Source organism: Agromyces tropicus (assembly GCF_039531345.1).
In the GTDB taxonomy this organism is placed as follows: Bacteria; Actinomycetota; Actinomycetes; order Actinomycetales; family Microbacteriaceae; genus Agromyces; species Agromyces tropicus.
In genome coordinates this window covers 332,717-359,326 of sequence record NZ_BAAAPW010000001.1, presented here as the reverse complement: position 1 = coordinate 359,326, position 26,610 = coordinate 332,717, and the positions used below count along the sequence as shown (strand labels likewise).

The 26,610-nt window shown below is 73.0% G+C and carries 26 protein-coding genes and 1 tRNA gene; 18 read left to right on the top strand and 9 right to left on the bottom strand.

Going from position 1 to position 26,610, the window contains the following annotated elements; translation table 11 throughout:
• The first annotated feature begins 235 nt into the window (after positions 1 to 235).
• From ileS to ndk, 4 genes are read left to right on the top strand one after another with little or no spacing between them, the layout of a single operon-like run.
• Positions 236 to 3,547 carry an isoleucine--tRNA ligase gene (gene ileS, locus ABD230_RS01720; RefSeq protein ID WP_344369006.1) on the top strand — a complete coding sequence of 1,104 codons (3,312 nt, stop codon included), beginning with the start codon at positions 236 to 238 and terminating at the stop codon, positions 3,545 to 3,547.
• Positions 3,544 to 4,908, top strand: coding sequence for a bifunctional folylpolyglutamate synthase/dihydrofolate synthase (locus tag ABD230_RS01715; protein ID WP_344369004.1), 1,365 nt, complete (start codon positions 3,544 to 3,546; stop codon positions 4,906 to 4,908). Before ileS ends, ABD230_RS01715 begins: the two co-directional genes overlap by 4 nt.
• Positions 4,905 to 5,408 (top strand): DUF4233 domain-containing protein, encoded by a 504-nt coding sequence (locus ABD230_RS01710; protein WP_344369002.1) that lies wholly within the window; start codon positions 4,905 to 4,907, stop codon positions 5,406 to 5,408. Before ABD230_RS01715 ends, ABD230_RS01710 begins: the two co-directional genes overlap by 4 nt.
• Positions 5,405 to 5,827 (top strand): nucleoside-diphosphate kinase, encoded by a 423-nt coding sequence (ndk, locus tag ABD230_RS01705; protein ID WP_344369000.1) that lies wholly within the window; start codon positions 5,405 to 5,407, stop codon positions 5,825 to 5,827. Before ABD230_RS01710 ends, ndk begins: the two co-directional genes overlap by 4 nt.
• Positions 5,828 to 5,930: 103 nt before the next feature.
• Here ndk and ABD230_RS01700 read toward each other — a convergent pair whose 3' ends face one another.
• Positions 5,931 to 6,554 (bottom strand): vitamin K epoxide reductase family protein, encoded by a 624-nt coding sequence (locus ABD230_RS01700; protein WP_344368999.1) that lies wholly within the window; start codon positions 6,552 to 6,554, stop codon positions 5,931 to 5,933.
• A 273-nt stretch (positions 6,555 to 6,827) separates the two neighbouring features.
• Between ABD230_RS01700 and ABD230_RS01695 the strand changes: the two genes are divergently transcribed.
• Entirely contained in the window at positions 6,828 to 9,650 is a 2,823-nt protein-coding gene (locus ABD230_RS01695) for an Rne/Rng family ribonuclease (RefSeq protein ID WP_344368998.1), read from the top strand.
• On the opposite strand, the gene ABD230_RS01690 is transcribed toward ABD230_RS01695, so the two are convergent.
• The gene (locus ABD230_RS01690; RefSeq protein WP_344368997.1) at positions 9,636 to 9,917 is read right to left on the bottom strand and encodes a DUF4031 domain-containing protein; all 282 of its coding nucleotides are present in this window, start codon (positions 9,915 to 9,917) and stop codon (positions 9,636 to 9,638) included. The genes ABD230_RS01695 and ABD230_RS01690 overlap by 15 nt on opposite strands.
• Positions 9,918 to 10,160: 243 nt before the next feature.
• Here ABD230_RS01690 and rplU point away from each other — a divergent pair, with 243 nt between their 5' ends.
• From rplU to ABD230_RS01640, 10 genes are all read left to right on the top strand, one after another.
• Complete coding sequence (gene rplU / locus ABD230_RS01685; protein WP_344368996.1) at positions 10,161 to 10,469, top strand: 50S ribosomal protein L21; 309 nt, start codon at positions 10,161 to 10,163, stop codon at positions 10,467 to 10,469.
• A 21-nt stretch (positions 10,470 to 10,490) separates the two neighbouring features.
• Complete coding sequence (gene rpmA, locus ABD230_RS01680; protein ID WP_092669961.1) at positions 10,491 to 10,748, top strand: 50S ribosomal protein L27; 258 nt, start codon at positions 10,491 to 10,493, stop codon at positions 10,746 to 10,748.
• A gap of 71 nt (positions 10,749 to 10,819) precedes the next feature.
• Positions 10,820 to 12,334 carry a GTPase ObgE gene (gene obgE / locus ABD230_RS01675; protein WP_344368995.1) on the top strand — a complete coding sequence of 505 codons (1,515 nt, stop codon included), beginning with the start codon at positions 10,820 to 10,822 and terminating at the stop codon, positions 12,332 to 12,334.
• Positions 12,331 to 13,116 carry a glutamate 5-kinase gene (gene proB, locus ABD230_RS01670; RefSeq protein WP_344368993.1) on the top strand — a complete coding sequence of 262 codons (786 nt, stop codon included), beginning with the start codon at positions 12,331 to 12,333 and terminating at the stop codon, positions 13,114 to 13,116. The genes obgE and proB overlap by 4 nt, the downstream gene beginning before the upstream one ends.
• A 46-nt stretch (positions 13,117 to 13,162) precedes the next feature.
• Positions 13,163 to 14,443 (top strand): glutamate-5-semialdehyde dehydrogenase, encoded by a 1,281-nt coding sequence (locus tag ABD230_RS01665; RefSeq protein WP_344368990.1) that lies wholly within the window; start codon positions 13,163 to 13,165, stop codon positions 14,441 to 14,443.
• Between the two features lie 69 nt (positions 14,444 to 14,512).
• Positions 14,513 to 14,734 carry a hypothetical protein gene (locus ABD230_RS01660; protein WP_344368988.1) on the top strand — a complete coding sequence of 74 codons (222 nt, stop codon included), beginning with the start codon at positions 14,513 to 14,515 and terminating at the stop codon, positions 14,732 to 14,734.
• 16 nt (positions 14,735 to 14,750) lie between these two features.
• Positions 14,751 to 15,350, top strand: a complete 600-nt coding sequence (gene nadD / locus ABD230_RS01655) for a nicotinate-nucleotide adenylyltransferase (RefSeq protein ID WP_344368987.1) — start codon at positions 14,751 to 14,753, stop codon at positions 15,348 to 15,350.
• Entirely contained in the window at positions 15,347 to 16,657 is a 1,311-nt protein-coding gene (locus tag ABD230_RS01650; RefSeq protein WP_344368986.1) for a hypothetical protein, read from the top strand. The genes nadD and ABD230_RS01650 overlap by 4 nt, the downstream gene beginning before the upstream one ends.
• 63 nt (positions 16,658 to 16,720) lie before the next feature.
• The gene (gene rsfS, locus ABD230_RS01645; RefSeq protein WP_344368984.1) at positions 16,721 to 17,128 is read left to right on the top strand and encodes a ribosome silencing factor; all 408 of its coding nucleotides are present in this window, start codon (positions 16,721 to 16,723) and stop codon (positions 17,126 to 17,128) included.
• Positions 17,129 to 17,207: 79 nt separating this feature from the next.
• Positions 17,208 to 17,283 (top strand) — tRNA-Ala (locus ABD230_RS01640).
• 55 nt (positions 17,284 to 17,338) lie between these two features.
• On the opposite strand, the gene ABD230_RS01635 is transcribed toward ABD230_RS01640, so the two are convergent.
• The gene (locus tag ABD230_RS01635) at positions 17,339 to 17,554 is read right to left on the bottom strand and encodes a hypothetical protein (protein ID WP_344368981.1); all 216 of its coding nucleotides are present in this window, start codon (positions 17,552 to 17,554) and stop codon (positions 17,339 to 17,341) included.
• Between the two features lie 121 nt (positions 17,555 to 17,675).
• On the opposite strand from ABD230_RS01635, the gene ABD230_RS01630 reads away from it, so the two are divergent.
• The gene (locus ABD230_RS01630) at positions 17,676 to 18,179 is read left to right on the top strand and encodes a hypothetical protein (RefSeq protein ID WP_344368980.1); all 504 of its coding nucleotides are present in this window, start codon (positions 17,676 to 17,678) and stop codon (positions 18,177 to 18,179) included.
• An 86-nt stretch (positions 18,180 to 18,265) separates the two neighbouring features.
• On the opposite strand, the gene ABD230_RS01625 is transcribed toward ABD230_RS01630, so the two are convergent.
• The 5 genes from ABD230_RS01625 to ABD230_RS01605 form a co-directional block, all read right to left on the bottom strand.
• Positions 18,266 to 19,810 (bottom strand): dihydrolipoamide acetyltransferase family protein, encoded by a 1,545-nt coding sequence (locus ABD230_RS01625; protein WP_344368978.1) that lies wholly within the window; start codon positions 19,808 to 19,810, stop codon positions 18,266 to 18,268.
• Complete coding sequence (locus ABD230_RS01620; RefSeq protein WP_344368977.1) at positions 19,807 to 20,835, bottom strand: alpha-ketoacid dehydrogenase subunit beta; 1,029 nt, start codon at positions 20,833 to 20,835, stop codon at positions 19,807 to 19,809. The genes ABD230_RS01625 and ABD230_RS01620 overlap by 4 nt, the downstream gene beginning before the upstream one ends.
• Complete coding sequence (pdhA, locus tag ABD230_RS01615) at positions 20,832 to 21,968, bottom strand: pyruvate dehydrogenase (acetyl-transferring) E1 component subunit alpha (protein ID WP_344368976.1); 1,137 nt, start codon at positions 21,966 to 21,968, stop codon at positions 20,832 to 20,834. Before pdhA ends, ABD230_RS01620 begins: the two co-directional genes overlap by 4 nt.
• A gap of 109 nt (positions 21,969 to 22,077) precedes the next feature.
• Complete coding sequence (locus tag ABD230_RS01610) at positions 22,078 to 22,572, bottom strand: Lrp/AsnC family transcriptional regulator (RefSeq protein WP_344368974.1); 495 nt, start codon at positions 22,570 to 22,572, stop codon at positions 22,078 to 22,080.
• Complete coding sequence (locus ABD230_RS01605; protein WP_344368973.1) at positions 22,569 to 23,396, bottom strand: oxygenase MpaB family protein; 828 nt, start codon at positions 23,394 to 23,396, stop codon at positions 22,569 to 22,571. The genes ABD230_RS01610 and ABD230_RS01605 overlap by 4 nt, the downstream gene beginning before the upstream one ends.
• Positions 23,397 to 23,457: 61 nt before the next feature.
• Between ABD230_RS01605 and ABD230_RS01600 the strand changes: the two genes are divergently transcribed.
• Both ABD230_RS01600 and ABD230_RS01595 read left to right on the top strand, forming a co-directional pair.
• Positions 23,458 to 24,639, top strand: a complete 1,182-nt coding sequence (locus ABD230_RS01600; protein WP_344368971.1) for a glycoside hydrolase family 3 N-terminal domain-containing protein — start codon at positions 23,458 to 23,460, stop codon at positions 24,637 to 24,639.
• A 74-nt stretch (positions 24,640 to 24,713) separates the two neighbouring features.
• Positions 24,714 to 25,280: a YceI family protein gene (locus ABD230_RS01595; RefSeq protein WP_155843072.1), complete on the top strand. Its 567-nt coding sequence runs from the start codon at positions 24,714 to 24,716 to the stop codon at positions 25,278 to 25,280.
• Between the two features lie 130 nt (positions 25,281 to 25,410).
• Here the strand turns inward: ABD230_RS01595 and ABD230_RS01590 are convergent, their stop codons facing one another.
• Positions 25,411 to 26,538 carry a winged helix DNA-binding domain-containing protein gene (locus ABD230_RS01590; protein ID WP_344368970.1) on the bottom strand — a complete coding sequence of 376 codons (1,128 nt, stop codon included), beginning with the start codon at positions 26,536 to 26,538 and terminating at the stop codon, positions 25,411 to 25,413.
• Positions 26,539 to 26,610: the final 72 nt, after the last annotated feature.

Genomic DNA, 26,610 nt, shown 5'->3' with positions numbered 1-26,610 from the left:
CGCGCGGTACGATGGTCGGCAACGACATCGATCCGGCCATCACCGGGGAGTCTCCGGAAGAACGCGGAACGGGTGCGCAGGCATCCGGGCCGTCAGTAGAACCGGACGGGACCAGCCCGTCACAGCTGAAGAACGAGCGGCTCCGGCATCGCCGGGGCAAGCGGGGTGGTACCGCGGAGGGGTTCGACGAACCCGCCGTCCTCGTGGACCGGTGATCCCCGATCAGGAGCGAGCGTTGTACCCCAAGGGCCACGACCCAGAGCAGCAGTCCGTCACGCCGTCGCCGTCCTTCCCGGCGATCGAGCAGGAGGTGCTCGCCCACTGGAAGGCCGACGGCACCTTCCAGGCCTCGATCGACCGGCGCGAGGGCGCGGAGGAGTGGGTCTTCTACGACGGCCCGCCGTTCGCCAATGGCCTGCCGCACTACGGGCACCTGCTCACCGGCTACGCGAAGGACCTGTTCCCGCGGTTCCAGACCATGCGCGGCAAGCAGGTGCACCGCCGCTTCGGCTGGGACACCCACGGCCTGCCCGCCGAGCTCGAGGCGGAGCGACAGCTCGGCATCACCGACAAGAGCGAGATCGAGCGCATGGGCATCGCGGCCTTCAACCAGGCCGCCCGCGACGCCGTGCTCCGGTACACCGAGGAGTGGGAGGCGTACGTCACCCGGCAGGCCCGCTGGGTCGACTTCGAGAACGACTACAAGACGCTCGACGTCACCTTCATGGAGTCCGTGATCTGGGCGTTCCAGCAGCTGCACGCCAAGGGCCTCGCCTACGAGGGCCACCGCGTGCTGCCGTACTGCTGGCGCGACCAGACGCCGCTGTCGAACCACGAGCTCCGCATGGACGACGACGTCTACAAGATGCGGCAGGACCAGACCGTCACGGTCACGTTCCCGCTCACGGGCGCGAAGGCCGAGTCGCTCGGCCTCACGGCCGTGCGGGCGCTCGCGTGGACGACGACGCCGTGGACGCTGCCGACGAACTTCGCCCTGGCGGTCGGGCCCGACATCGAGTACGCCGTCGTGCCGGCCGGCCCGAACGGCACGCCCGACGCGACGGTGCTCCGCGAGCGCGCCGGCGCGGCATCCGACACCGAGGTCCTCGGCGCCGAGTACCTCATCGCCCGCGACCTCGTCGGCAACTACGCCAAGGAGCTCGGCTACGAGTCCGCCGACGACGCGCGTGCGGCCGTCAGCCGGACCGTGCGCGGCGCCGAACTCGAGGGGGTGACCTACGACCGCCTGTTCGACTACTACGCCGACGTCGAGCGCTGGGGCCTCGAGAACGCGTGGACGATCCTCGTCGCCGACTACGTCACGACCGAGGACGGCACGGGCATCGTGCACCAGGCGCCCGCCTACGGCGAGGAGGACCAGAAGGCGTGCGAGGCGGCCGGGATCCCGGTCGTGCTCTCGCTCGACGACGGCGGCAAGTTCCTGCCCGACGTGACGGATGTCGCGGGGCTCCTCTGGAGCGACGCGAACAAGCCGCTCACGCAGCTGCTCAAGGCCGAGGGGCGGCTCCTCCGGCAGGCCAGCTACGAGCACTCGTACCCGCACTGCTGGCGGTGCCGGAACCCGCTGATCTACCGGGCCGTCTCGAGCTGGTTCGTCCGCGTGCCGGAGTTCCGCGACCGCATGGAGGAGCTCAACCAGCAGATCGAGTGGGTGCCCGCGAACGTCAAGGACGGCCAGTTCGGCAAGTGGCTGTCGGGGGCGCGCGACTGGTCGATCAGCCGCAACCGCTACTGGGGCTCGCCGATCCCGGTGTGGAAGAGCGACGACCCCGCGTACCCGCGCATCGATGTGTACGGCTCGCTCGAGGAGCTCGAGCGCGACTTCGGCCGGCTCCCGTTGAACCAGCACGGCCAGCCCGACCTGCACCGCCCGTTCATCGACGAGCTCACGCGCCCGAACCCCGACGACCCGACGGGCCGCAGCACGATGCGGCGCATCCCCGACGTGCTCGACGTGTGGTTCGACTCCGGGTCGATGCCGTTCGCGCAGGTGCACTACCCGTTCGAGAACCGCGAGTGGTTCGACACGCACAGCCCGGCCGACTTCATCGTCGAGTACATCGGGCAGACGCGCGGCTGGTTCTACACGCTGCACGTGCTCTCGACCGCGCTGTTCGACCGCCCGGCTTTCCAGAACGTGGTCAGCCACGGCATCGTGCTCGGCAACGACGGCCAGAAGATGTCGAAGTCGCTGCGCAACTACCCCGACGTGAACGAGGTGTTCGACCGCGACGGCTCCGACGCGATGCGCTGGTTCCTGATGTCGAGCTCGGTGCTGCGCGGCGGCAACCTGGTCGTGACCGAGGAGGGCATCCGCGAGGGCGTGCGCCAGCTCATGCTCCCGCTCTGGAGCACCTGGTACTTCTTCTCGCTCTACGCCAACACGGCGCGCGAGGGCGGCTACCAGGCATCCCGTCGCACCGACTCGGCCGACGTGCTCGACCGCTACCTGCTGGCGAAGCTGCGCGACCTCGTCGAGGCCGTGACGGCCGACCTCGAGGACTTCGACTCGCCGCTGGCGGCGCAGAAGCTGCGCGACTTCGGCGACGTGCTGACGAACTGGTACGTGCGCCGCTCGCGCGACCGGTTCTGGGAGGGCGTCGCCGAGGACGGCACGGGCGCCGAGGCGTTCGACACGCTCTTCACCGTGCTCGAGACGCTCACGCGGCTCGCCGCCCCGCTGCTCCCGCTCGTGACCGAGAAGGTCTGGCGCGGGCTCACGGGCGGACGCAGCGTGCACCTGGCCGACTGGCCCGACGCGGACCAGTTCCCGGCCGACCCGGAGCTGGTGGCGGCGATGGACGCCGTGCGCGAGGTGACGGGAGCGGTGCTCGCCCTGCGCAAGCAGTCGGGCCGCCGCGTGCGCCTGCCGCTCGCGTCGCTCACGGTCGTGACGGCGGATGCGGCGGCCCTCGCGCCGTTCGAGGCGATCCTGCGCGACGAGCTCAACGTCAAGCGGGTCGAGCTCGTCCAGCTCGACGACTCGAGCGCCGCCGCCTACGGCGTGACGAAGCGGCTGACGGTCAACGCCCGCGCCGCCGGTCCGCGACTCGGCAAGCAGGTGCAGCAGGCCATCGGGGGCGCTCGATCGGGCGACTGGTCGGTCGACGGCGACATCGTCGTGGCCGGCGGGATCGCGCTCGAGCCGGGGGAGTACGACCTCGTGCTCGAGGCCGGCGGGGCCGACGCCGACGGGTCGGCGCTCGGGCTGCTCGCCGACGGCGGATTCGCCCTGCTCGAGATCGCGACGACGCCCGAACTCGAGGCGGAGGGCATGGCGCGCGACATCGTGCGCGCCGTGCAGGAGTCGCGCAAGGCGGCGGGCCTCGAGGTCGGCGACCGCATCCGGCTCTCGCTCGCCCTCGACGCGCCGAGCCGCGAGGCGGCGGTCGCGCACCGCGAGCTGATCACGGGCGAGACGCTGGCAGTCGAGCTCGACGTGCGGGAGCTCGACGCGGCGGACGCCGACGCCACGAAGCCGCTCGCGGGCGGGACCCGCGTGCAGATCGGAGTCGAGAAGGCATGACGATCGAGTCCACGCCCGAGGAACGCGACGCGGCCGACGCCGTCTACGCCGACCTGCTCGCGCGCATCGGCGAGGCCGCGCCGCAGCCGCGGCTCGACGCGACCCGGCGCGCCGTCGAACTGCTCGGGGACCCGCATCGCGCGGCGCCCGTCATCCACCTCACCGGCACGAACGGCAAGACCTCGACGAGCCGCATGATCGAGTCCATCCTGCGGGCCCAGGGCCTGCGGACCGGCCTGCTCACGAGCCCGCACCTCGCGCGCTTCACCGAGCGGGTCCGGATCGACGGCGCGCCCATCGCCGACGAGGCGGTCGCGCGCATCTGGGACGAGATCACGCCGATCATCGAACTCGTCGACGCCGAGCTCGTGGCGCGGGGCGAGGCTCCGCTCACGTTCTTCGAGGCGCTCACCGTGCTCGCCTTCGCCGCGTTCGCGGACGCACCGGTCGACGTCGTGGTGCTCGAGGTCGGCATGGGCGGCGAGTGGGACTCAACGAACGTCGCCGACGGCCAGGTCGCCGTGGTGACCCCGATCGCGATCGACCACCAGGAGCGGCTCGGGCGCACCGTCGAGGAGATCGCCCGGACGAAGTCGGGCATCGTGAAGCCCGGCGCCGAGGTCGTCACCGCCTTCCAACCGCCCGAGGCGCTGCAGGTCTTGAGCGACGCGGCCGAGCGCACCGGCGCGACGCTGGCGGTCGAGGGCGGCGCCTTCGCCGTGCTCGACTCACGGGTCGCCGTCGGCGGCCAGCTGGTCTCGATCCGAGGGCTTGCGGGGGAGTACCGCGATCTCGCGCTGCCGCTGTACGGACGGCACCAGGCCGAGAACGCGGCGGTCGCGGTCGCGGCCGTCGAGGCGTTCCTCGGCCGCGAGGTCCGGCTCGCCGACGAGGTGCTCGAGGTCGGCTTCGCCGAGGTCACCTCGCCCGGTCGGCTCCAGCTGGTCTCGACCGAACCGACCGTGCTCGTCGACGCCGCGCACAACCCGCACGGCGCCGCGGCCCTCGTGCAGTCCCTCGAGGAGTACTTCGACTTCGACGAGCTCGTCATCGTGCTCGGCGTGCTCGCCGACAAGGACGTCGAGGGCATCGTGCAGGCGCTCGAGCCCACGGGCGCCACGTTCGTGGTCACGGCGTCCGAGTCCGACCGCGCCATCCCCGCGGACCGGCTGGCGGCCCGCGTGGCCGCGGTCATCGCACCGGAGCGCGTCACCGTCGCCGAGCGGCTCGACGACGCGCTCGACGAGGCGCGCGACTGGGCCGGACGCGGCGAGCGGCGCGGCGTCCTCGTGACGGGCTCGATCACCCTCGTCGCCGACGTGCTCGCGATCGCCGAGGACCGCGAGTGGAGCGGCCGATGAGCGCCGAGACGCCCCCGCCGGCCGAGGACCCCCGTCCGGCGGACCCGGCCGACGACGGTGCCGGAGGCGACGGGTCGGCGGATGCCGCGCCCGCGCGCCCGGCCCGGCGACCCCGGTCCACCCGCGAGAGCCTCGGCTCGATCGTCCTCACGTTCGAGGTCGTCGTCGTGTTCCTCGCGGCCCTCGTGATCTGGGGGCTGTCGCGCGAGGACGGCGGCGCGTTCGGCCTGCCCTCGTGGGCGCCGCTGGCCGCCGGCGGCATCCTCATCGTCGGCCTCGCGATCACGATCCCGTTGCTCCGGTTCGAATGGGCGTACGTGCTGGGCTGGGCCCTGCAGGTGCTGCTCGTCGCGTCGGGGCTGCTCAACCCGGCGATGTTCATCGTCGGCGCGCTGTTCGGCGGCATGTGGGCCTACTGCATGATCGTCGGTGCGCGCATCGACCGTGCCCGCGCGGCCCACGCCGCCGCGGAGCAGGACCCAGGAAAGGAACCCGCATGACCACCGCCATCGAAGAGACCCTCGTCCTCGTCAAGCCCGACGGCGTCGCGCGCAACCTCACCGGCGAGATCCTCCGCCGCATCGAGGCCAAGGGCTACTCGCTCGTCGACATCCGCATGATCCAGCCGACGCGCGACCTCCTCGCCGAGCACTACGCCGAGCACGAGGGCAAGCCGTTCTACGAGCCGCTGCTCGAGTTCATGGAGTCCGGTCCGGTCGTCGTCATGCGCGTCGCCGGCAACCGCGTGATCGAGGGCTTCCGGGTGCTCGCGGGCGCGACCGACCCGACGACGGCGCTGCCGGGCACGATCCGCGGCGACTTCGGTCGCGATTGGGGGCTGAAGGTCCAGCAGAACCTGGTGCACGGCTCCGACTCGGTCGAGTCGGCCGAGCGCGAGCTCGCCCTCTGGTTCGCCTGAGCCGACGTGCGACGCGGGGCCGCGGCATCCGCTGAGCGGATGCCGCGGCCCCGCGGTCGTCGCGCCCGGTGCCGCTGCGGCCGCAGCACGACGATCCGGCTCGCTAGAAGAGGCCCTGCAGGTCGAGGATCACCCGGGGGATGGCGTTCATCTGCGCCTGCGCGAGGATGATAACGATCGCGTAGGTGGCCGCCGTGATCACCACGATCCAGCTCATGCCGACCGCGCCGACGCGGCGCGCGCCGGCGGCACCGGAGTACACGCCCTCGCGGAGGTTCCGGAAGGTGACGGCCCAGAAGGTCGGGATCGTCACGGCCCAGGTGAGCATGCACCAGGGGCAGAGCACGTCGAGCACGTAGATGCTCTGGTAGATCAGCCAGCCGACGAAGACCACCGCGCCGGTGACGCCGACGTCGAGGCCGATCCAGAACCAGCGCGAGAAGCTCGCCCCGGCGAGCAGTGCCATCCCGATCGTGATCACGACGGGCCATGCCATCAGCCCGATGAACGGGTTGGGGAAGCCGAACACGCTGCCCTGCCACGAGGCGAGGTTGGTGCTGCAGCCCACGAGGACGCCGACGTTGCAGTTCGGAACGTGGCTCGGATCGAGCAGCGTGAGCACCTTCTCGAGCGAGAGCTCGAAGGCGGCGAGGAGCCCGAGGGCTCCGGCGACGACGAGGAAGACGGCGAGCGCGACCGGCCGTGCCGCGCGGGGGGAGTCGGGCATGCCCACGATTCTGGCACGCCGGTTCGGCGGTCTGCTGGGAGACCGTGCGATAATCGAAGTCAGTCGCCCGGGCCGCGCCCGGAGCGGCGCCAACGGAGGCTTCGAGGATGCACCGCATCCCACCCGCGGAGGAACCGCGAGATTTGGCGTCACCGGCACCCGCCGGGCGCAGCAGAGAAGGATTGGTGGTCCAGCGCGAATCGCGCCGGACCGCTCTGAGGAGTACGGGAACGATGGCGCGGCCGTCGATCCCGGTGTAGGAGTGCACCAGAGATGGTGGAAGAGAACGCAACACCGCCGAACGCACCCGAGGGCGAGTCGCCCCGGCGGCGCAACGGCATCTTCAGCGGTCGCCGTCGCGCGCAGGTCGTGCCCCGATCGGCGACGACGGATGGCGCGGCCGACGGCCCCGCCGCGGACGCCGACGACACCTCGACCCCGCCCGTGGAGGCGGAGGTCGTGACCGAGGAGGCCCAGCGGGCCCCGGACGCCGAGGCGACCGACGCGAAGGCGACCGAGGCGGATGCCGACGGCGCCGGCTCGACGACCGACGTCGTGGCACCGGTCGAGGGCGACGAGCCCACGGCCGCCCCGGACGGCGGGGCCGAGGCGACGACTGCGGCCGCGGATGCGCCGGCGGAGCCTGCCCCGGACGCGCCGGTCGAGCCCGCCGAGGAGGCGTCTGCCGAGCCGACGATCCCGACGGCGCTGTCGACCACGTCGTTGATCTTCCACGCCCCGCCCGTGTTCGAGCCGCCGGCGCAGCCGGAACGCGGCGAGCGCGGTGAGCGCGCCGGCGAGCGCGAGTCCGGCGAGCGCGAGGGCTCGAGCGTGCGCCGCCGGTCCCGCCGCCGCAGCGGCGAGGAGTCGCGGGGGAACGGCGACGACCCGGCGAACACGGTCGTCAAGGTCCGCAAGCCCCGCGAGCCCGAGCTCATCACCGAGCCGCAGAAGGTCAAGGGCTCGACGCGCCTCGAGGCGAAGAAGCAGCGCCGCCGCGACGGCCGCGACGCGGGTCGCCGGCGCGCCGTGATCACCGAGGCCGAGTTCCTCGCCCGCCGCGAGTCGGTCGACCGGCAGATGGTGGTGCGCCAGAAGGGCGGCCGCATCCAGATCGGCGTGCTCGAGGACGACGTGCTCGTCGAGCACTACGTCGCCCGCAACCAGGACGCCTCGCTCATCGGCAACGTGTACCTCGGGCGCGTCCAGAACGTGCTGCCCTCGATGGAGGCCGCGTTCGTCGACATCGGCCGCGGCCGCAACGCCGTGCTGTACTCCGGCGAGGTCGACTGGGACGCCGCGGCCGAGAACGGCGAGAAGAACCAGCCTCGCCGGATCGAGCTGGCGCTGAAGCCCGGCGATCGCGTGCTCGTCCAGGTGACGAAGGACCCGGTCGGTCACAAGGGCGCCCGCCTCACCAGCCAGATCTCGCTGCCGGGCCGCTACCTCGTGTACGTGCCGAACGGCTCGATGAACGGCATCAGCCGCAAGCTCCCCGACACCGAGCGCGCGCGCCTAAAGAAGATCCTCAAGGAGGTGCTCCCCGAGAACCAGGGCGTCATCGTGCGCACCGCGGCCGAGGGCGCCACCGAGGAGCAGCTCACGCGCGACGTCAACCGCCTCGTGTCGCAGTGGAAGGACATCTCGGCCACGGTCGAGAAGGTGCAGGCGCCCGCGCTGCTGCACTCCGAGCCCGACCTGCTCATCAAGATCGTCCGCGACGTCTTCAACGAGGACTTCCAGAAGATGATCATCTCCGGTGACGACGCGCGCCGGACCATCGAGAAGTACCTCGGCCAGGTCGCCCCCGACCTCCTCGAGCGCGTCGAGGCGTACGAGGACGAGCGCGACGCGTTCGACGAGTTCCGCATCTCCGAGCAGATCGAGAAGGCGCTCGAGCGCAAGGTGTGGCTGCCGTCCGGCGGATCGCTCATCATCGACCGCACCGAGGCGATGACGGTCATCGACGTCAACACGGGCAAGTTCGTCGGGTCCGGCGGCAACCTCGAGGAGACGGTCACCAAGAACAACCTCGAGGCGGCCGAGGAGATCGTCCGACAGCTCCGCCTGCGCGACATCGGCGGCATCATCGTGGTCGACTTCATCGACATGGTCCTCGAGTCGAACCGCGACCTCGTGCTGCGGCGTCTCGTCGAGTGCCTCTCGCGGGACCGGACGAAGCACCAGGTCGCGGAGGTCACCTCGCTCGGCCTCGTCCAGATGACCCGCAAGAAGCTGGGCCTCGGCCTGCTCGAGTCGTTCAGCGAGCCGTGCGAGGTGTGCGCCGGTCGCGGCATCATCGTGCACCACGAGCCCATCGCGAAGCACCGCGCTCCCCAGCAGCAGGTCGAGCGCCGTCGCAACCGCGGTGGCGGCGGCAGCGGCGGTGGCAGCGGCAGCGGCGGGGGCGGCGGCAACGGCGGCGGCTCCGGCCAGCAGGGCGGCGACAAGGCCCACCAGGGCACCCACAGCATCACGGACGACGTCAAGCACGCGCTCGCGCAGATCGCGGCGTCGACGGTCGCGCACCAGGAGCAGCGGCCCGCCGAGGGCGAGCAGGCTCCGGCGGCGACGGGCGAGACGGCCGGGGCACCGGAGTCGGGCGCCGCTGCGGCCCCGACCGACGACTCCGCGCAGCGCCGTGAGGGCGACCAGCCCCGCTCCGAGCGTCGCCGCGGTCGGCGCCGCGCATCGCGCGGATCCGGAGGCTCGGCGGCCACGTCGGGCGGCGATCGCCGCGGCGGCGAGGAGCCTGCGGAGACGACCGAGGCCGCGCGGGCCGAGCGTCCCGCCCCCGAGCAGGCGTCGCGGCGCGAGGAGCGCGCCGCGGAGACGGCGAACGGCGACGAGTCCCGCCAGGCACCACTGATCGACCTCCCCGAGGCACCGGCGCGGCGCGACCGTCCGGCGCGCACCGAGGACACCGAGACGCTCCTCGGATCCGTCCTCGACGCGCTCCCGGCCCCGAAGGCGGCCGGCGAGGGCCGGTCGCGGACGAAGAGCCGGCGGGTCACGACGACCGCGCTGAGTCCGGCGGGGGCCCCGCCGGTCATCACGCGGCCCGACGAGGCGTCGGGCGACTCAGCGTCCGAGTGAGGCGCGCCGCTCGCGCGGCGTGACCCGCAGGCCGCTCGCCGCGAGGCGGCGGACGAGGTCGCGCGCCGGGACGGGCTCCGCCCCGGCCGCGACGAGCTCGTCGTAGCGCTCGGCGGGCACGTCGTAGTGATCCAGGTCGAACCCGCGGCGCGGGATCCCGGCCCGGTCGGCGAACGCGACGAGCTCCTCGATCGAGCGGTCGCTGACGAGGTGCGACCAGACGGTGCCGTGCTTCGGCCAGAGCGGGGGGTCGATGAGCACGGCCATGGGCAGAGTGTACGCCGCCGGCTCGCGGCATCCGCTCGGATCGGTGCCGACACGCGACTCACGCTCGTTTGACCGCCCCAGCGGCATCCGGTAGACTCGACCGCTGGTGCCACCGGCTTATCCCGGCGGGCACGAACAGTTTTCTGGCAGTGACGACCCTCTCTCCCGCTGGGGTCATCCGCGCAGTGACATCCCATCCAGGCAGTCGGAGCCCTCGGGGCTCCCCAGAGATAGGTACGAGAAGTGGTTTACGCAGTAGTGCGCGCCGGTGGCCGGCAGGAGAAGGTCGAGGTCGGCACCATCGTGACGATGGACCGGATCAAGGCCGACAAGGACGGCAACGTCCAGCTCACGCCCGTCCTCTTCGTGGACGGCGACAAGATCACCTCCGACGCGAAGTCGCTCGCCAAGATCACGGTCACGGCCGAGGTCCTCGGCGACCTCCGCGGCCCGAAGATCGTGATCCAGAAGTTCAAGAACAAGACCGGCTACAAGAAGCGTCAGGGCCACCGTCAGGAGCTCACGCGCGTCAAGGTCACCGGCATCAAGTAACGGCCAGAGGAGACAGGCAGAATGGCACACAAGAAGGGTGCGAGCTCCACTCGCAACGGTCGTGACTCGAACGCGAAGCGCCTCGGCGTGAAGCGCTTCGGTGGCCAGGTCGTCTCGGCGGGCGAGATCCTCGTCCGCCAGCGCGGCACGCACTTCCACCCCGGTGCGGGTGTGGGTCGTGGCGGCGACGACACGCTGTTCGCCCTCGAGGCGGGCGCCGTCGAGTTCGGCAACAAGGGCGGCCGCAAGGTCGTGAACATCGTCGCGGTCGACGCGTAAGCAGCGACCGGTGAGCGTGAGGGCGGGCTTCGGCCCGCCCTCACGTGTTTCGCGAGAGGAGTGATGCGGCGATGGTGAGCTTCGTCGACCAGGTGCGACTGTTCCTGCGCGCCGGCCACGGCGGCAACGGCTGCGTGTCGGTGCGCCGCGAGAAGTTCAAGCCGCTCGCCGGCCCCGACGGGGGCAACGGCGGCGACGGCGGCGACATCGTGCTCGTCGCCGACCCTCAGGTCACGACGCTGCTGTCGTACCACGGGCGACCGCACCGCGCCTCCGACAACGGCCAGCCCGGCCAGGGCGACAACCGCTCCGGTGCCGCCGGCGTGGACCTCGAGCTCCCCGTGCCGGTCGGCACGGTGGTCAAGGACGACGACGGCGTCGAGCTCGCCGACCTCACCGAGGCCGGCATGCGCTTCATCGTCGCCCACGGCGGCCAGGGCGGCCTCGGCAACGCCGCGCTCGCCTCGCCGAAGCGCAAGGCCCCCGGCTTCGCGCTGCTCGGCACGCCCGGCTTCGAGGGCGACGTCACCCTCGAGCTGAAGACCATCGCCGACGTCGCGCTCGTCGGGTTCCCGTCCGCCGGCAAGTCGAGCCTCATCGCCGCCATGTCCGCAGCGCGGCCGAAGATCGCGGACTACCCGTTCACCACGCTGCACCCGAACCTCGGCGTCGTGCAGGCCGGAGACCACCGGTTCACGGTCGCCGACGTGCCCGGCCTGATCGAGGGCGCGAGCGAGGGCAAGGGCCTCGGCCTCGAGTTCCTCCGCCACGTCGAGCGCTGCTCGGCGCTGCTGCACGTGCTCGACTGCGCGACCCTCGAGCCCGGGCGCGACCCGATCTCGGACCTCGAGGTCATCCTCGCGGAGCTCGAGGCGTACGAGGTGCCCGAGGGCCAGGTGCCGCTGCTCGAGCGTCCGCAGCTCGTCGCGCTCAACAAGGTCGACGTGCCCGAGGCGCGCGAGCTCGCCGACTTCGTCCGGCCCGAGCTCGAGTCGCGGGGCTACCGCGTCTTCGAGATCTCGACCGTCAGCCACGAGGGGCTCCGGCAGCTGGGCTTCGCGCTCGGCGAGGTCGTCGACCGTGCGCGCGCCGAGGCCGCGGCGGAGCCCGAGGCACCGCGGATCGTCCTGCGCCCGAGGGCCGTGCAGGAGGCCGAGTTCGTGGTCCGCCCCGAGGGCGGCAGCTACGGCACGATCTACCGCGTGCTCGGCACCAAGCCAGAGCGCTGGGTCGCGCAGACCGACTTCCAGAACGACGAGGCCGTCGGCTACCTCGCCGACCGCCTCGCGCGCCTCGGCGTCGAGGACGAGCTCGTCCGGGCGGGCGCGGTCGCTGGCTCCACCGTCGTGATCGGCCCCGGGGCCGGCGTGATCTTCGACTGGGAGCCGACGCTCTCGTCGACCGCCGAGCTCATCAGTTCGCCGCGCGGCTCCGACGAGCGCCTCGACGACCGCCGACGCGCGACGCGCGCCGAGCGACGCAGCGGCTACCACGAGCGCATGGACGCCAAGGCCGAGGCGCGCGCCGAGCTCGAGCGCGAGCGCGAGGCCGGCATCTGGACCGGCGACGACGAGGAGCAGGCATGACGGGTCTGACGCGCGACGGCATCGCCTCGGCGCGCCGGATCGTCGTCAAGGTCGGATCGTCGTCGATCTCCGGCGAGAACGTCGGGCAGATCGCCCCGCTCGTCGATGCCCTCGCCGCCGCGCACGAGCGGGGGGCCGAGGTGATGCTCGTGTCGTCGGGCGCGATCGCCACGGGCATGCCGTACCTGCAGCTCGACGCGCGACCCGACGACCTCGCGACCCAGCAGGCCGCGGCATCCGTCGGCCAGAACATCCTGATCTACCGCTACCAGGAGTCGCTGCGCCGCTACGCGATCGTCGCCGGGCAGGTGCTGCTCACCGCGGGCGACCTCGAGAACCCCACCCACCGCCTGAACGCCCAGCGCGCCATGGAGCGACTGCTGGGGCTGCGGATCCTCCCGATCGTCAACGAGAACGACACCGTCGCCACGCACGAGATCCGCTTCGGCGACAACGACCGGCTCGCCGCGCTCGTCGCGGAGCTGACGGGCGCCGACCTGCTCGTGCTCCTCTCCGACGTCGACGCGCTCTACACCCGGCCGCCGCACCTCGACGGCGCCGAGCGGATCCCGCACGTGCCCCACGGCGACGAGCTCGTTGGCATCGAGATCGGCTCGGTCGGCCGTGCCGGCGTGGGCACGGGCGGCGCGGAGACCAAGGTGTCCGCCGCGCGGATCGCCGCGGCCGCCGGAACGGGCGTGCTCGTCACGGCCACCTCGCTCGTCGCAGAGGCGCTCGCGGGCGAGCGCGTCGGCACCTGGTTCGAGCCCGCCGCCGACTGACGTCACACGCGGCATCCGTCGACGCCGCCGGAACTAGGCTGGCAGCATGACCGACGTCCGCCCCGCCCCCGCCGAGATCGCCGAGGTGCTCGACGCGCGCCTCGCCGCTGCGAAGGACGCGTCGCGCCGGCTCGCCCGAGCCACCACGGCCGAGAAGGATGCCGCGCTCGCGGCCATCGCCGACCGCCTCCGGGCGCGAGCCGACGAGATCGTCGCCGCGAACCGCGAGGACCTCGATGCGGGCCGGGAGGCAGGCCTCGGCGCCGGGCTGCTCGACCGGCTCACGCTCGACGCCCGACGCATCGACGCCATCGCGGACGCGGTGCTCGACGTCGTGCAGCTCGGCGACCCGGTCGGCGAGACCGTGAGCGGGAAGACGCTGCCGATCGGCGTGCGCATCGAGCAGGTGCGCGTGCCGCTCGGCGTGGTCGGCGCGATCTACGAGGCGCGACCCAACGTGACCGTCGACATCGCGGCCCTCGCCCTGAAGAGCGGCAACGCCGTCGCCCTGCGCGGCGGCAGCGCGGCCGAGCGCACCAACGCCGTGCTCGTCGAGGTGCTCCGCGAGGCGATCGCGAGCACCGGGCTTCCCGGGGACGTCGTGCAGACGGTCGACGACTTCGGTCGGGAGGGCGCCCGCCACCTGATGCGGGCCCGCGACCACGTCGACGTGCTGATCCCGCGGGGGAGCGCCGCGCTCATCCGTGCCGTCGTCGACGAGGCGACGGTGCCGGTCATCGAGACGGGCGCCGGCGTCGTGCACATGTTCCTCGACTCGAGCGCGCGTGAGGACTGGGCGGTCGACCTCGTGCACAACGCGAAGGTGCAGCGGCCGAGCGTCTGCAACGCGCTCGAGACGCTGCTCGTGCACGCCGACGCGGCCGAGCGGCTCCTCCCGCCCGTGCTGGCCCGGCTCGAGGCATCCGGTGTCACGGTGCACGGGGACGACCGCGTCCGCGCGCTGCACCCGGGCGCGCTGCCGACGGCCGAGGAGGACTGGGGCACCGAGCACATGAGCCTCGACCTCAACGTGGGGGTGGTCGACTCGCTCGACGACGCGCTCGCGCACATCCGCCGCTACTCCACGCGGCACACCGAGTCGATCGTGACGAACGACCTCGGCAACGCCGAGCGGTTCCTCGACGAGGTGGATGCCGCGGCCGTCATGGTGAACGCGTCGACCCGCTTCACGGACGGCGCCGAGTTCGGCTTCGGCGCCGAGGTCGGCATCTCGACGCAGAAGCTGCACGCACGGGGACCCATGGGCCTGCCGGAGCTCACGAGCACGAAGTGGATCGTGCGCGGCGCGGGCCACGTCCGTGCCTGATCCGCGCCCCGACCCCGCCCACCGGTACACTGTCCTGAGCGTCACCCGAAAGACCTGGAGGAACGGCAGATGAGCCTGGCGACCGCACTGCAGACGAGCACGGTCCTGACCGAGACCGTGCACGCGAGGGAACTGCCGTTCGACCCGATCTGGTTCGGCGTCATCGTCTTCTCGGTGTTCGTGGTCTTCGGATTCGTCGTCTACTCGTACCGCGACGTGGCGAACCGCCACCGTGCCAAGGCGGAGGCCTACGCCGCCCGCCACTCGGGAGGCGAGCACGGCGGTCACTGACCCCGTCGTTCCGGCCATGGCCTCGGAAGCGCGGCGCCCGCGCCTCGGCGTGATGGGCGGCACCTTCGACCCGATCCACCACGGGCACCTCGTGGCGGCGAGCGAAGTGGTGAACGAGTTCGACCTCGACGAGGTCGTGTTCGTCCCGACCGGCCGGCCGTACTACAAGGAGGTCGTCACCCCGGCCGAGCACCGCTACCTGATGACGGTCATCGCGACCGCGTCCAACCCGCGGTTCACGGTCAGCCGGGTCGACATCGACCGCGAGAAGCCGACGTACACGATCGACACGCTCCGCGACATCCGTCGTGAGCGGCCCGAGGCCGACCTGTTCTTCATCTCGGGTGCCGACGCGATCGCGCAGATCCTGTCGTGGAAGGACGTCGAGGAGCTCTGGAGCCTGGCCCATTTCGTGGCTGTGAGTCGCCCGGGACATGTGCTGTCCGTTTCGGGACTGCCGGAGCAGGACGTAAGCTTGCTGGAGGTCCCGGCGCTCGCGATCTCATCGACCGACTGCCGGGATCGCGTGCACCGGGGATCACCGGTGTGGTACTTGGTGCCTGATGGGGTCGTCCAGTACATCTCCAAGCACCACCTCTATCGGAGTGTCGAATGACGTCGTCGCAGGAACCGCCGCTCACGCGACGTGAGCTGCGCGAACGCGAGCGCCTGCGCGAGCAGCAGCGCGCCGCGGCGTCGCCCGACGGCGGCGGTCAGGCACCCGCCGGGCAGGCCCCGCCGCCCCGGCAGCACCAGCCGCCGCAGCAGCCGCCGGCGCAGGGGTATCCGCCGCAGCAGCGTCCCGCCTACCCGCAGGGCGGCGACCCGCGTCAGGGCGGTCGACCGCGGCCGCAGGCACCCGCGCAGGGTGGTCCGCCCCCGCAGCGGCCGCCGCAGGGCTGGTCCGACCCGCGCCAGCAGGGCGGGCGTCCGCCGCAGGACGGCACGCGTGGGCCGACCCGTTCCGGACCGATGGCGGTGCCCCAGCAGCAGCAGCAGCCCCGGCCCGCGAACGCGTCGGGGCCGATGCCGGTCCCCGCGGGCGGACGAGGGTATCCGCCGCAGGGTCAGCCGCCGCCGGGCCCGCCACCGGGCCAGTACCCTCCGCAGGGCGGGCCGGCCCGCCCGCCGCAGGGGCCTCCGCGCAGCGCCCCCGCACCGCAGACGACGCCCGAGCGGACGCTCACGCGACGCGAGTTGCGCGCGATGCTCGAGTCCCACGCCGGCGACGGCTTCGAGGACGTCGACGACGTCGAGCCCCAGTCCGCTCCGCGACGACCCGCCCCTGCCGCGGGGATGCCCCAGCGTGCACCCCAGGGCCCGGGCGGCGAGCGCGGCCCCGGCCAACCGCACCGGCCACCGCACCACCCCGCGCCGTCGCGCGCGGCCGCGCCGCACACCACGGTCGACGGCGGACTCGACGAGCCGGTCGCCGCGCCGAAGCCCGTCGGCCACTGGACCAGCCAGTTGAACCTGCCGGAGGACCGGTCGGAGCCCTACGACCAGCTCCTCTCGCGCGGGGGGTCGTCGGGTGGGGTCCCGACGACGACGAACGCGCTGATCCTGCCCTCGCTGCCCGACGAGGGGGCGATCGGCCAGCCCTTCGCCCCGAGCGGCGAGATCATCGTGACCGGATCGATCGACCTGCCACGCAGCTACGGCGCGACGGGCGTGCACCCGAGCCAGATCGACTCGAGCGACGTGGACCGCATCTTCGACTCCGTCGAGGACGTGTCGGGTCCGGGCGTCGCGCCGATCGCGGCGACGCGCGCGATCAGCACCCAGCAGCCGAACCGGGCCATGATGGCGCCGCCGTCCAAGGAGGGCATGAACGTGCCCCTCGTGCTCGCGGTCACCGCGGGCGTGCTGGCGCTCGGCGTCGTCGCGACGCTCGTCGTCGGCGCCATGACGGGCCTGTTCTGATCCCATGGGCGCGCAGATGAGGGGAGCGACCGGGATGCCGGTCGTACCCGGGAAGTCGAGGACATGACCGCATCCGACAACGCACGACGTCTGCTGACCGTCGCCGCCCGCGCGGCGGACGCCAAGGGTGGTGAGGACCTCGTCGCGATCGACGTGTCGGAGCCGCTGCCCTTCGCCGACGTGTTCCTGCTCGTCAACGGCACGGCGGAGCGCAACGTCGTCGCGATCGCCGATGCGGTCGTGGAGGCCGTCCGCGACGAGGGACAGGAAGTCCTCCGCCGTGAGGGACGCGACGGCGGCCGCTGGGCGCTGCTCGATTTCGGTGACCTCGTCGTGCACGTCTTCCACCGCGAGGAGCGCATGTACTACGGCCTGGAGCGACTCTGGCGCGACTGCCCGGCCATCCCGGTCGCGCCGCTGCTCGAGCGCGACGGCTCCTCTGCGCCGTCCGGCGGCGGTGGGCAGCCGTGAGGCCGCCTCGATTTCGTTTCCGCGCGAGGACTGGGGTAAGCTGAACTCGTTGCCCCGAGCGGGCAGCGAAACTGAGTACGGGTCTGTGGCGCAGCTGGTAGCGCACCTGCATGGCATGCAGGGGGTCAGGGGTTCGAGTCCCCTCAGATCCACCACCGAAACCCCCGGGCGAGATGCCCGGGGGTTTCGTCGTCTCGGGGATGTGGTCGATCAGGCGGCGTGCGCGCCGCTCTCGCGTCGGCCGCGGACGACCGACTCCGGCGCCGCCGTGAATCGGCCGGATCTGCCGTCTTCGGTGAGGTACTGCACGCGGATGCCGCGGCCGACCCGGGCGACCTTCGTGATCTCGTACGAGGCGCCGGTCGCGCTGACGAGGGTGTCGCCCACGGCGAGCTCCCTGGCCTGCATCAGTTCGACGATTCCCATGCTGAGAGGTTCTCACCACCCACCGACATCGGGGCGATCGGACGCTCGGCGCGCTTGCTTGACCGCCCCTCGTGCCCGGCCCACAATTGGGGGACATGCCAACTCAGGGGGATACCGCGACATGAGCGACACGACCGCCCGCAACTCCGACCCGTCGAGCGGCGACGCCGCGTACGGCGACACGGTGGTGTTCCAGACGGAGCCGGAGGCCGGAGCGCCGGCCGAGCCGGCCGCGAAGCGCGGCGCCTGGAGTCGCGACCTGCGCTTCATGCTCGTGGTGCTCGCGGCGATCGTCGCGCTGTTCCTCGCGTTCGCGCTCGTGGTCGCATTCAGTCCCGACGCGTCGGGGATCGCCGCGCTCGCGATCGTGGCCGCGCCGATCGCGACGATGGTCGCCGCGTACTACGGCATCTCGCTCGCGCTCCGCCAGGTCGCCGACGCGCGCCGGGCGGCGGAGGCCGCGGAGGCACGTGCGCGGGCGTCGGAGACGAGCGCGCGCGAGTCCGACGCGTGGGCCGCGCAGATGGAATCCGGTCTGCGCGTCGCGGTGGCGAAGCTCGAGGCGGCTCGGATCGAGACCCGCGACGTGGAGCGTGCCGCCGGCACGCCCGACGACTTCTTCTAGACCGGCGGGAGCCCGGAACGACGAAGGCGCATCCGTGACGGATGCGCCTTCGCCATGTGCGCGCCGCCGGCGTCGGCCCGGCCCGGTCAGAGGTCGGCGAGCAGCGAGATCGGACGCTCGATGCAGCCGGCGACGTAGGTCAGGAAGGCCGCGGCTTCCGCCCCGTCGCACACGCGGTGGTCGAACGAGATCGTGAGCTCGGTGACCGTGCGCACGGCGAGGGCGCCGTCGACGACCCAGGGCCGCTCGACGAGGCGGCCGATCCCGAGCATCGCGGCCTCGGGGTGGTTGATGATGGCGGCCGAGCCGTCCACGCCGAGCGTGCCGTAGTTGTTCAGCGTGAAGGTGCCGCCAGAGAGCGCGTCCGGCGGGAACGCGCCCGTGGCGGACTGCTCGGTGCGGGCCTGGACGGCGTCGCGCAGCTCGCGCAGCGACATCCGCTCCGCGCCGTGGACGACGGGCACGAGCAGGCCGCGCGGCGTCTGCGCGGCCAGTCCGAGGTTCACCCCGTCGTGCAGCACGAGCTCGTCGCGCTCGGCGTCGAAGCTGGCGTTGAGCGATGGATGCCGCCGGAGCGCGGCGACCACGAACCTTGCGACGAGCGCGGTGACGCCGAACCGTTCGCCGGTGGCGTCGTTCAGCTGCCGGCGCGCGGCCAGCAGCTCCGTCGCGTCGACGTCCATCCAGACCGTCGCCTCGGGGATCTCGCGCCGCGAGCGGCTGAAGTGCGCCGCGGCGGCGCGCTGCATGCGGTCCAGCGGCACGCGGTGCTCGCCGGCGCGCGTGTCGGGCGTGGGCGGCGTGGCCGTGGCCACGGTCGGCAGGCCCGCGTGGGGTGCCGTACGGCCGGCGCGCGCCTCCTCGAGCTCGGCGATGAAGGCCTCGACGTCCGCCCGGCTGACGAGGCCGTCCGGCCCCGTCCCGAGCAGCTCGCTCGCGTCGAATCCGTGTTCGCGGGCGAGGCGCCGCACGATGGGCGAGATCACGGGGGAGTGGCGGCCGTGCTCGAGCGTGTGCGCGGCGTGCGCCTCGGCGACCGCCGGGTCGTCGCCCTCGTCGCGGTGCGGCGTCTCGCCCGCAGGCGAGAGATCCTGAGCGCCCGTCGGGGGCGATGCGGGACGGTCGTCGGCGGTGCCGTCGCCGGTCGGCCCTGCGGCCGACGTGCCACCGATCGCGCGGCCTGCCCCGAAGCGCGACGGCGCCGACGCGGCGCGCGCCGTGGCGGCCGTCGCCCGCGTGCCGTAGCCGATCAGCACCGCGCCGGACTCCTCGCCCGCGGACTCGGTCGGTACCGCGATGCCCGGCTCGGCGGCCTCCGGCGCCGTGCGCGCCGGCACGTCGGCACGCGCGGTGGCCGCGGGAGCGTCGGCGGCGGCCTCAGCCGCGGCGCCGACCGGCGTCAGACGCATCAGGACCTCGCCGGCGTGCAGCACCTGGCCGACCTCGCCGCCGAGCGACTCGACCACGCCGGCGAACGGCGTCGGCAGCTGCACGACCGACTTGGCGGACTCCAGTTCGACGACGGGCTGGTCGACGGCGACCTCGTCGCCGGGCGCGACGAGCCACGCGACGACCTCGGCCTCGGTGAGGCCCTCGCCGAGGTCCGGCAGGATGAACTCGCGCGCGCTCATGCCAGGTCCCACTCCCACGAGGCGAGTGCATCGAGCACCCGGTCCGGCATCGGCAGGTAGTGCTCCTCGAGCTTCGGCGACGGGTACGGGATGTCGAACCCCGTGATCCGGAGGATCGGGGCCGCGAGGTGGAAGAAGTTCCGCTCCGTCAGTCGCGCAGCGACCTCGGCGCCGTAGCCGCCGAACTGCGCCGCCTCGTGGATGACGGCGGCGCGAGACGTCTTGCGGACCGACGCGCCGACGGTCTCGTCGTCGAACGGCGAGAGGCTGCGGAGGTCGACGACCTCGATCGACAGGCCCTCCGCCTCAGCTGCGGCCGCGGCATCCAGCGCGGTGCGCACCGTCGGGCCGTAGCCGATGAGCGTGACGTCCGTGCCCTCGCGGACGACCTGCGCCCGGTCCATCGGCGCGGTCCGCACGGGCAGCGCCAGCTCCGCCTTCGACCAGTACCGGCTCTTCGGCTCCATGAACACGACGGGGTCGTCGCTCTCGATCGCCTCGCGCAGCATCGAGTACGCGTCGGCCGGGTTCGAGGGCATCACGACGGTCAGGCCCGGCGTCGACGTCCAGTACGCCTCGGACGAGTCGGAGTGGTGCTCGACCCCGCCGATGGCGCCCGCGCACGGGATGCGGATGACCATCGGCAGGCTCACCCGGCCCTTGGTGCGGTTCCGCATCTTCGCGACGTGCGAGACGATCTGCTCGAAGGCCGGGTAGCTGAAGGCGTCGAACTGCATCTCGACGACGGGGCGCAGGCCGTACATGGCCATGCCGACCGCGGTGCCGACGATGCCGGCCTCGGCGAGCGGGGAGTCCCAGACGCGCTCGTCGCCGAAGGTCGCCTGGAGGCCGTCGGTCACGCGGAACACGCCGCCGAGCGGGCCGACGTCCTCGCCGTAGACGACCACGCGGTCGTCGGCCTCCATCGCGTCGCGGAGCGCGGCGTTCAGCGCGCCGGCCATGGTCATGGGTGCGGTGCCGGATGCCTCGGGCGGCGTCGCACGTTCGGCGGCGGTCGTGCTCATCGGGCCACCGCCTCGGCGGGGGCGTCGGCGGCGTGAGATGCGAGCTCCGCCTCGAGGGCGGCGCGCTGCTCGGCGAGCGACGCGCGCGGGTGCGCGTAGACGTGGTCGAACAGCTCGAGCGGGTCGAGGTCGGGCGTCTCGCCCATCGCGTCGCGCGTGCGCGCCGCGAGGTCTTCGCCGGCCTGCGCGATCTCGGCGCGGACGTCGTCGCCCAGCGCGCCCTCGGAGACGAGGTACTTCTCGAGTCGCTCGATCGGGTCGCGCCGCTTCCAGTGCTCGACGTCGCGGGACTCGCGGTACCGGGTCGGGTCGTCGGAGTTCGTGTGCGGCTCGATGCGGTACGTGAGCCCCTCGATCAGGGTCGGGCCGCCGCCGGAGCGGGCGCGATCGACGGCCGCCGTCGCGACGGCGTACATGGCGGCCACGTCGTTGCCGTCGACGTGGTAGCCGGGCATGCCGTAGCCGACGGCCTTGTCGGCGAGGGTGGTCGCGTGCGACTGCCGGGCGAGCGGGGTGGAGATCGCGAACTGGTTGTTCTGGACGAGGAAGATCGTCGGCGTCTGCCAGACGGCCGCGAAGTTGAACGCCTCGTGGGCGTCGCCCTCGCTCGTCGCGCCGTCGCCGAGGTAGGTGAGCGTCACGATCGGGTCGTGCCGGAGCCGAGCCGCGTGGGCGAGTCCGACCGCATGGAGGGCCTGCGTGGCGAGCGGCGTGGCCATCGCGGCGGTGCGATGCTCGTGCTGGTCCCAGCCGTTGTGCCAGTCGCCACGGAACGACTGCAGGATCTCGCCGGGCGCGAGCCCGCGGGTGAGCAGCGCGATGCTGTCGCGGTAGGTCGGGAAGAACCAGTCGTCGGCCGTGATCGCCGAGACCACGCCGATCTCGCAGCCCTCCTGCCCGTACGCCGAGGGATAGGTGGCGAGGCGGCCCTGCTTGGTGAGGGCGGTCACCTGCACGTCGAACCGGCGAGCGACGACCATGCGACGGTAGAGCTCGAGCAGCGTCTCGACGGGCGGCAGCTCGAACCCGCCGGTCTCACGCCCGTGCAGCGCGTGGCCCGCGTTGTCGAGGAGTCGCAGCGGCTTCTCGGAGGGGAGGACGCGTGGGTCATGGTGCTCGACATTGAGGCTCATGTGGCCATGGTGCGCCAGTATCCCGGGCCCCCGCTGGAGGTCCGGGGCAACGGTGAACGAACGGCTCGCGAGGGTCGAAACCCGAACCGCTCGTCCCGCTTCGATGCCGTCAGACGCGCCAGATGTCCAGCGACTGCGCGGGCGGTCGGCCGTCGAGTTCCTCGAGGATCAGGTGCGACCTGGTCGACACGACGCCCGGCATGTCGTGGATGTCGCGGAGGATCGCCTGGCTCAGCTGCTCGTGGTCGGGCGCGCTCACGGTGAGGATGATGTCGATGTCGCCCGAGACGGCCTGGACCTTCTCGACGAACGGCAGGGTGGCGAGCTTGGCCGCGATCGATTCCCACGAGACGTCGCCGATCCGGACCACGACGAGCGCCGAGATGTTCAGTCCGATCGCCTTGCGGTCGATCTGCGCGCCGAAGCCCGTGATCACCCCGCGCTGCTGCAGTGCGAGCACGCGGTTGTGCGCGGCCGTGCGCGAGACGTGGACGCGCTCGGCGAGGGTGCGGACGGAGAGCCGGCCGTCGCGGCTGAGCTCCGCGACGATGCGACGATCGATCGCATCGAGCGGCTCGCCGTGGTGCGGTGCGTGCTGGGTCATCCTCGTCCTCGCGGGTCACTCACAGCGTACCGGGTGCGACGCCGCAGCCGACGGAGCGATCGACTCGTCGGGACGGCGCGGACCGGTGCGGGGAGCACCCTCCGTGCGACGGCGAGGGCCGCGATCCAGGCGCCGGCGACGCGACGCGCGCGCGGCGTCCATCGGAAGCCGTAGGCGTCGCGGAGCGCGGGCGGCAGCAGGGCCGCCGTGACGAGCCGGACCGGCGGCATGAGCAGCGCCAGCGCCGGCGGCAGGCCGGGGCCGCCCAGGAGGTCGCGGGCGACCGCGCGCGCGTCGTCCCCGACCCGGAGTCGCGTCAGTCGCTCCGTCCACCACGCCTCGAAGTCGGCCCGCGAGTCGGGCCATCCGGCCGGGCCGCCCTGGAGTCGCGCGGCGATGGGTGCGTACCCGCGCACGAGTGCGTCCGCGGTGCGGGCGTCGAGCGGCGCGCCGCGGAGCCGCTCCTCGAGCTCGAGCGCCACCGCGAGCAGGGTCGCCGCCACCCAGCGCTGGGCGTCGGGGTCGCGCGCGTCGTACCCGGGCTCGCCGCTCCCGCGGACCCGGGCGTGTCGGGCATCGACGATGCGGGCGGCGTGGCGGATGTCGCCCTCGTCGCCGAACACGAGCGCCGTCAGGTAGCCGTGCGTGGCGACGAGCCGGTCGAGCGGTCGCTCGCGGAACCGGCTGTGCCGCGCGACTCCGGCGGCGATGCGCGGGTCGGCCAGCTGCAGGAGGATGGCCGCGGCACCGCCGGCCATCAGCGTGGCGTCCGCGGCGTGCCGTCGGAGGATCGCGCGGTCGGCGTGGAGGTCGTCGTCGCTCACCCGTCCAGTCTCGCCGTACGTCGTCGGGAAACCGTCCAGCCGTGCCGCGTAGACTCGCCGGGTGCGTCGCAGACCGGGCCTCCTCCCGCTCGCGGTCGTCGTCATCGGTGCGGCGGCCCTGGCGGGCTGCAGCGCGCCGTCGGGCGTAGCCGCACCGAGTCCCACCGCGGAGGCCGCGCCGAGTCCGACGCCCACGCCGACCCCGCCGACGCCCGAGGAGTGGGCGGCGGAGCGCGTCGCCGACATGACGGACGAGCAGAAGGCGGCCTCCCTCCTCATGCTGCACGCCCCCGGAACCGACCCCGGGGCGATGCGCGCGCTGGTCGACCAGGGCATCGCCGGCGTCATCCTGATGGGGGACAACATCCCCGGCAGCGAGGGCGAGCTCGCCGCGCTCACGGCCGACCTGCAGGCCGATCCGGATGCCGCCACCCTCATCGGCATCGACCAGGAGGGCGGGATCGTCAGCCGCATCGACTGGGACCCGGCCCCGCCGCCCTGGGAGCTGCGCGACCAGCCGGCCGAGGCGACGCGCGACGCGTTCGCCGCGCGGGCGGGCGCGCTCGAGGCGTCCGGCGTCAACGTGAACTTCGGCATCGTCGCCGATGTCACCGACGATCCCGGCTCGTTCATCTACGACCGCGTGCTCGGCACGGACCCGCAGTCGTCGGCCGACCGGGTCGCCGCGGCCGTCGAGGGCGAGCGGGGCGCGGTGGCGAGCACCGTCAAGCACTTCCCGGGCCACGGCGCCGCGCCGGGCGATTCCCACGTGTCGGTGCCGTCGGCGCCGCTCACGCTCGACGAGTGGCGGGCCGGGCCCGCGCTGCCGTTCCGCGCGGCGGTCGACGCTGACGTCGAACTCGTGATGACCGGCCACCTCGCCTACCCCTCGGTCGACGCCGCACCGGCGTCGCTCTCGCCGGAGTGGCACCGGATCCTGCGCGACGAGCTCGGCTTCGACGGCGTGCTGGTCACCGACGACATGCTGATGCTGCAGCACAACGGGCTCGCCGAGTACCAGGACGCGGGGGAGAACGCGATCCGCGCGGTCGCCGCCGGGAGCGACCTCCTGCTCTACGTGCTGCCCGCCGACCCGTCGGAGTTCGGCATCAGCGTCGGCGGGCTGGCCGACTCGATCGCCGGGGCCGTGGCCGACGGGCGCATCCCGCGGGAGCGCCTCGACGACGCCGCGATCCGCGTGCTCGAGCTCCGCCGTGAACTCTCAGGCGCGTCCGGGGAATAGATCCCGCAGTTCGATACGTTTGCATTGATCGTGGCCGACCGGCCCGTGAACGCAACGACTGGGAGAGTTACCCGATGACGACGACCGCGACGACCCTTGAGATCCCCGGCTACCGCGCCGGCACCTGGAAGATCGACCCGACGCACAGCGAGGTGGGCTTCAGCATCCGGCACCTCATGATCAGCAAGGTCAAGGGCAAGTTCGAGCGATTCGACGCCACCTTCATCACCGCCGAGGACCCGCTGGAGTCGCGCGTGACCGCGTCGGCCGAGGTCGCCTCGATCACGACGAACGAGCCCAACCGCGACGCGCACCTGCGCACGGGCGACTTCTTCGAGGCCGAGCAGCACCCGACCATCGACTTCGTCTCGACCGGCGTCCGCGTCGAGGGCGGCGAGTTCAAGGTCGACGGCGAGCTCACGATGCGCGGCGTCACGAAGCCCGTGACCTTCGACTTCGACTTCGGCGGCTTCGGCGGCGACCCGTACGGCAACTACAAGGGCGGCGCCACGGCGAAGGCCGTCGTGAACCGCGAGGACTTCGGCCTCACCTACAACGCGGCCCTCGAGACCGGCGGCGTGCTCCTCGGCGAGCAGGTCACCATCACGCTCGAGCTGCAGGCGGCGCTGGTCCAGGACTGACGCCGCGCCCGCCGCGAGGCGGGCCGAGATGACCGATCGACGGGTCGCGCCGGTGGAGGGTGCGGCCCGTCGATCGTCTCCGCACCGTCGCGTCGCGCGGACGCCGGACCTGCGCACCAGCGGCGTCGGCTCATGCTGCGCCGAGGACCGCCGCGTCGATGCCGTGGAGTTCCAGGCCCTGGAACCTCGCCCACGCCCGGACCGGCCGGTCGAACCGACCCGCGACCGTGTCGGCCGGCGTAGTGAACCAGCGCAGCTCGACGCGCGGCCTCGCCGCCGTCCCGGTACGCCGCCAGGTGCCGACGACCCGCCCGTCGAGCACGAGCAACGGCTGGAACACCCCGTTGCCGCCGGGGATCACGTGGTCGGCGAACCGTGGATCGCACACCGGCGAGCGGTCGGCGTAGCCGAGGAAGTACTCGTCGAAGGCCGCGAGCGCGAACGCCCCGCTCGGGCGGCTCGCCGCGGCCTCCGTCGCCCCGGCCGCGACGAACCGCTCCGTGGCATCCCGGGCGGATGCCTCGGCGAAGCGCTCGATCGCGTCGCCCGCACCCTCGAGCCCGTCGCGCGCGTCGCGCATCGTGAGGCCGGACCACCACGCGAAGTCGGCCAGCGTCACGGGTCCGTGGCCCGTCACGTACGCCGTCAGGAGCTCCGCGAGCGTCGCCTCACGGGAGTCGGGCTCGTCGGCTCCGGGCGGCGCCCAGGCGTCGAGCAGGGCGAAGTGCTGCACGCGGCCGTCGACCGGCCCGCCGCACAGCACGCCGTCGAGTGCGAGCCACCAGATGAGGTGGTACGTGCGTGGACCCGTCGCGGCGATGCCCGCCGCCGCCCACAGGGCGGCCAGTTCCTCGCGGGTCGCCGTCGCACCTCCGGCGAGCTCGCGCTCGACCACGCCGCGTGCGGTGCGGTACTCGGCGTCGCCGAGTTCGAGCCGTTCGTGGCGGAGCCGCGCCCCGCCGAGCACGCGCGATGCCGTGAGCCGCAGCGTCGGCCGCAGGAGGCGCGTCGGCATGACGTGCAGCGTGCCGCGCATCGGCCAGGATCGGACGACGCGCCGATCGGCGAGCGCGGCGTCGACGGCGTCGAGCGCGGGATGCGCCATCCGCGAACCGATCGCCCACTTCGCCGCGCCCAGGTCCTGCGCCTGCATGGCCCCCATCCGCTCGACGACGGCGACCGCGTCGTCGGAGGGCGTGCGGAGCCCGTGCGCCTGCAGGCGCACGGCGCGGGCGAGCGGGGACGCACCGGTGGGCATGCGGCCAGTCTGCCGTGCGCCGCCGACACGCGGCATCCCTCGTCGGGGTCTAGACTGGAGGGCTGTGCCGAT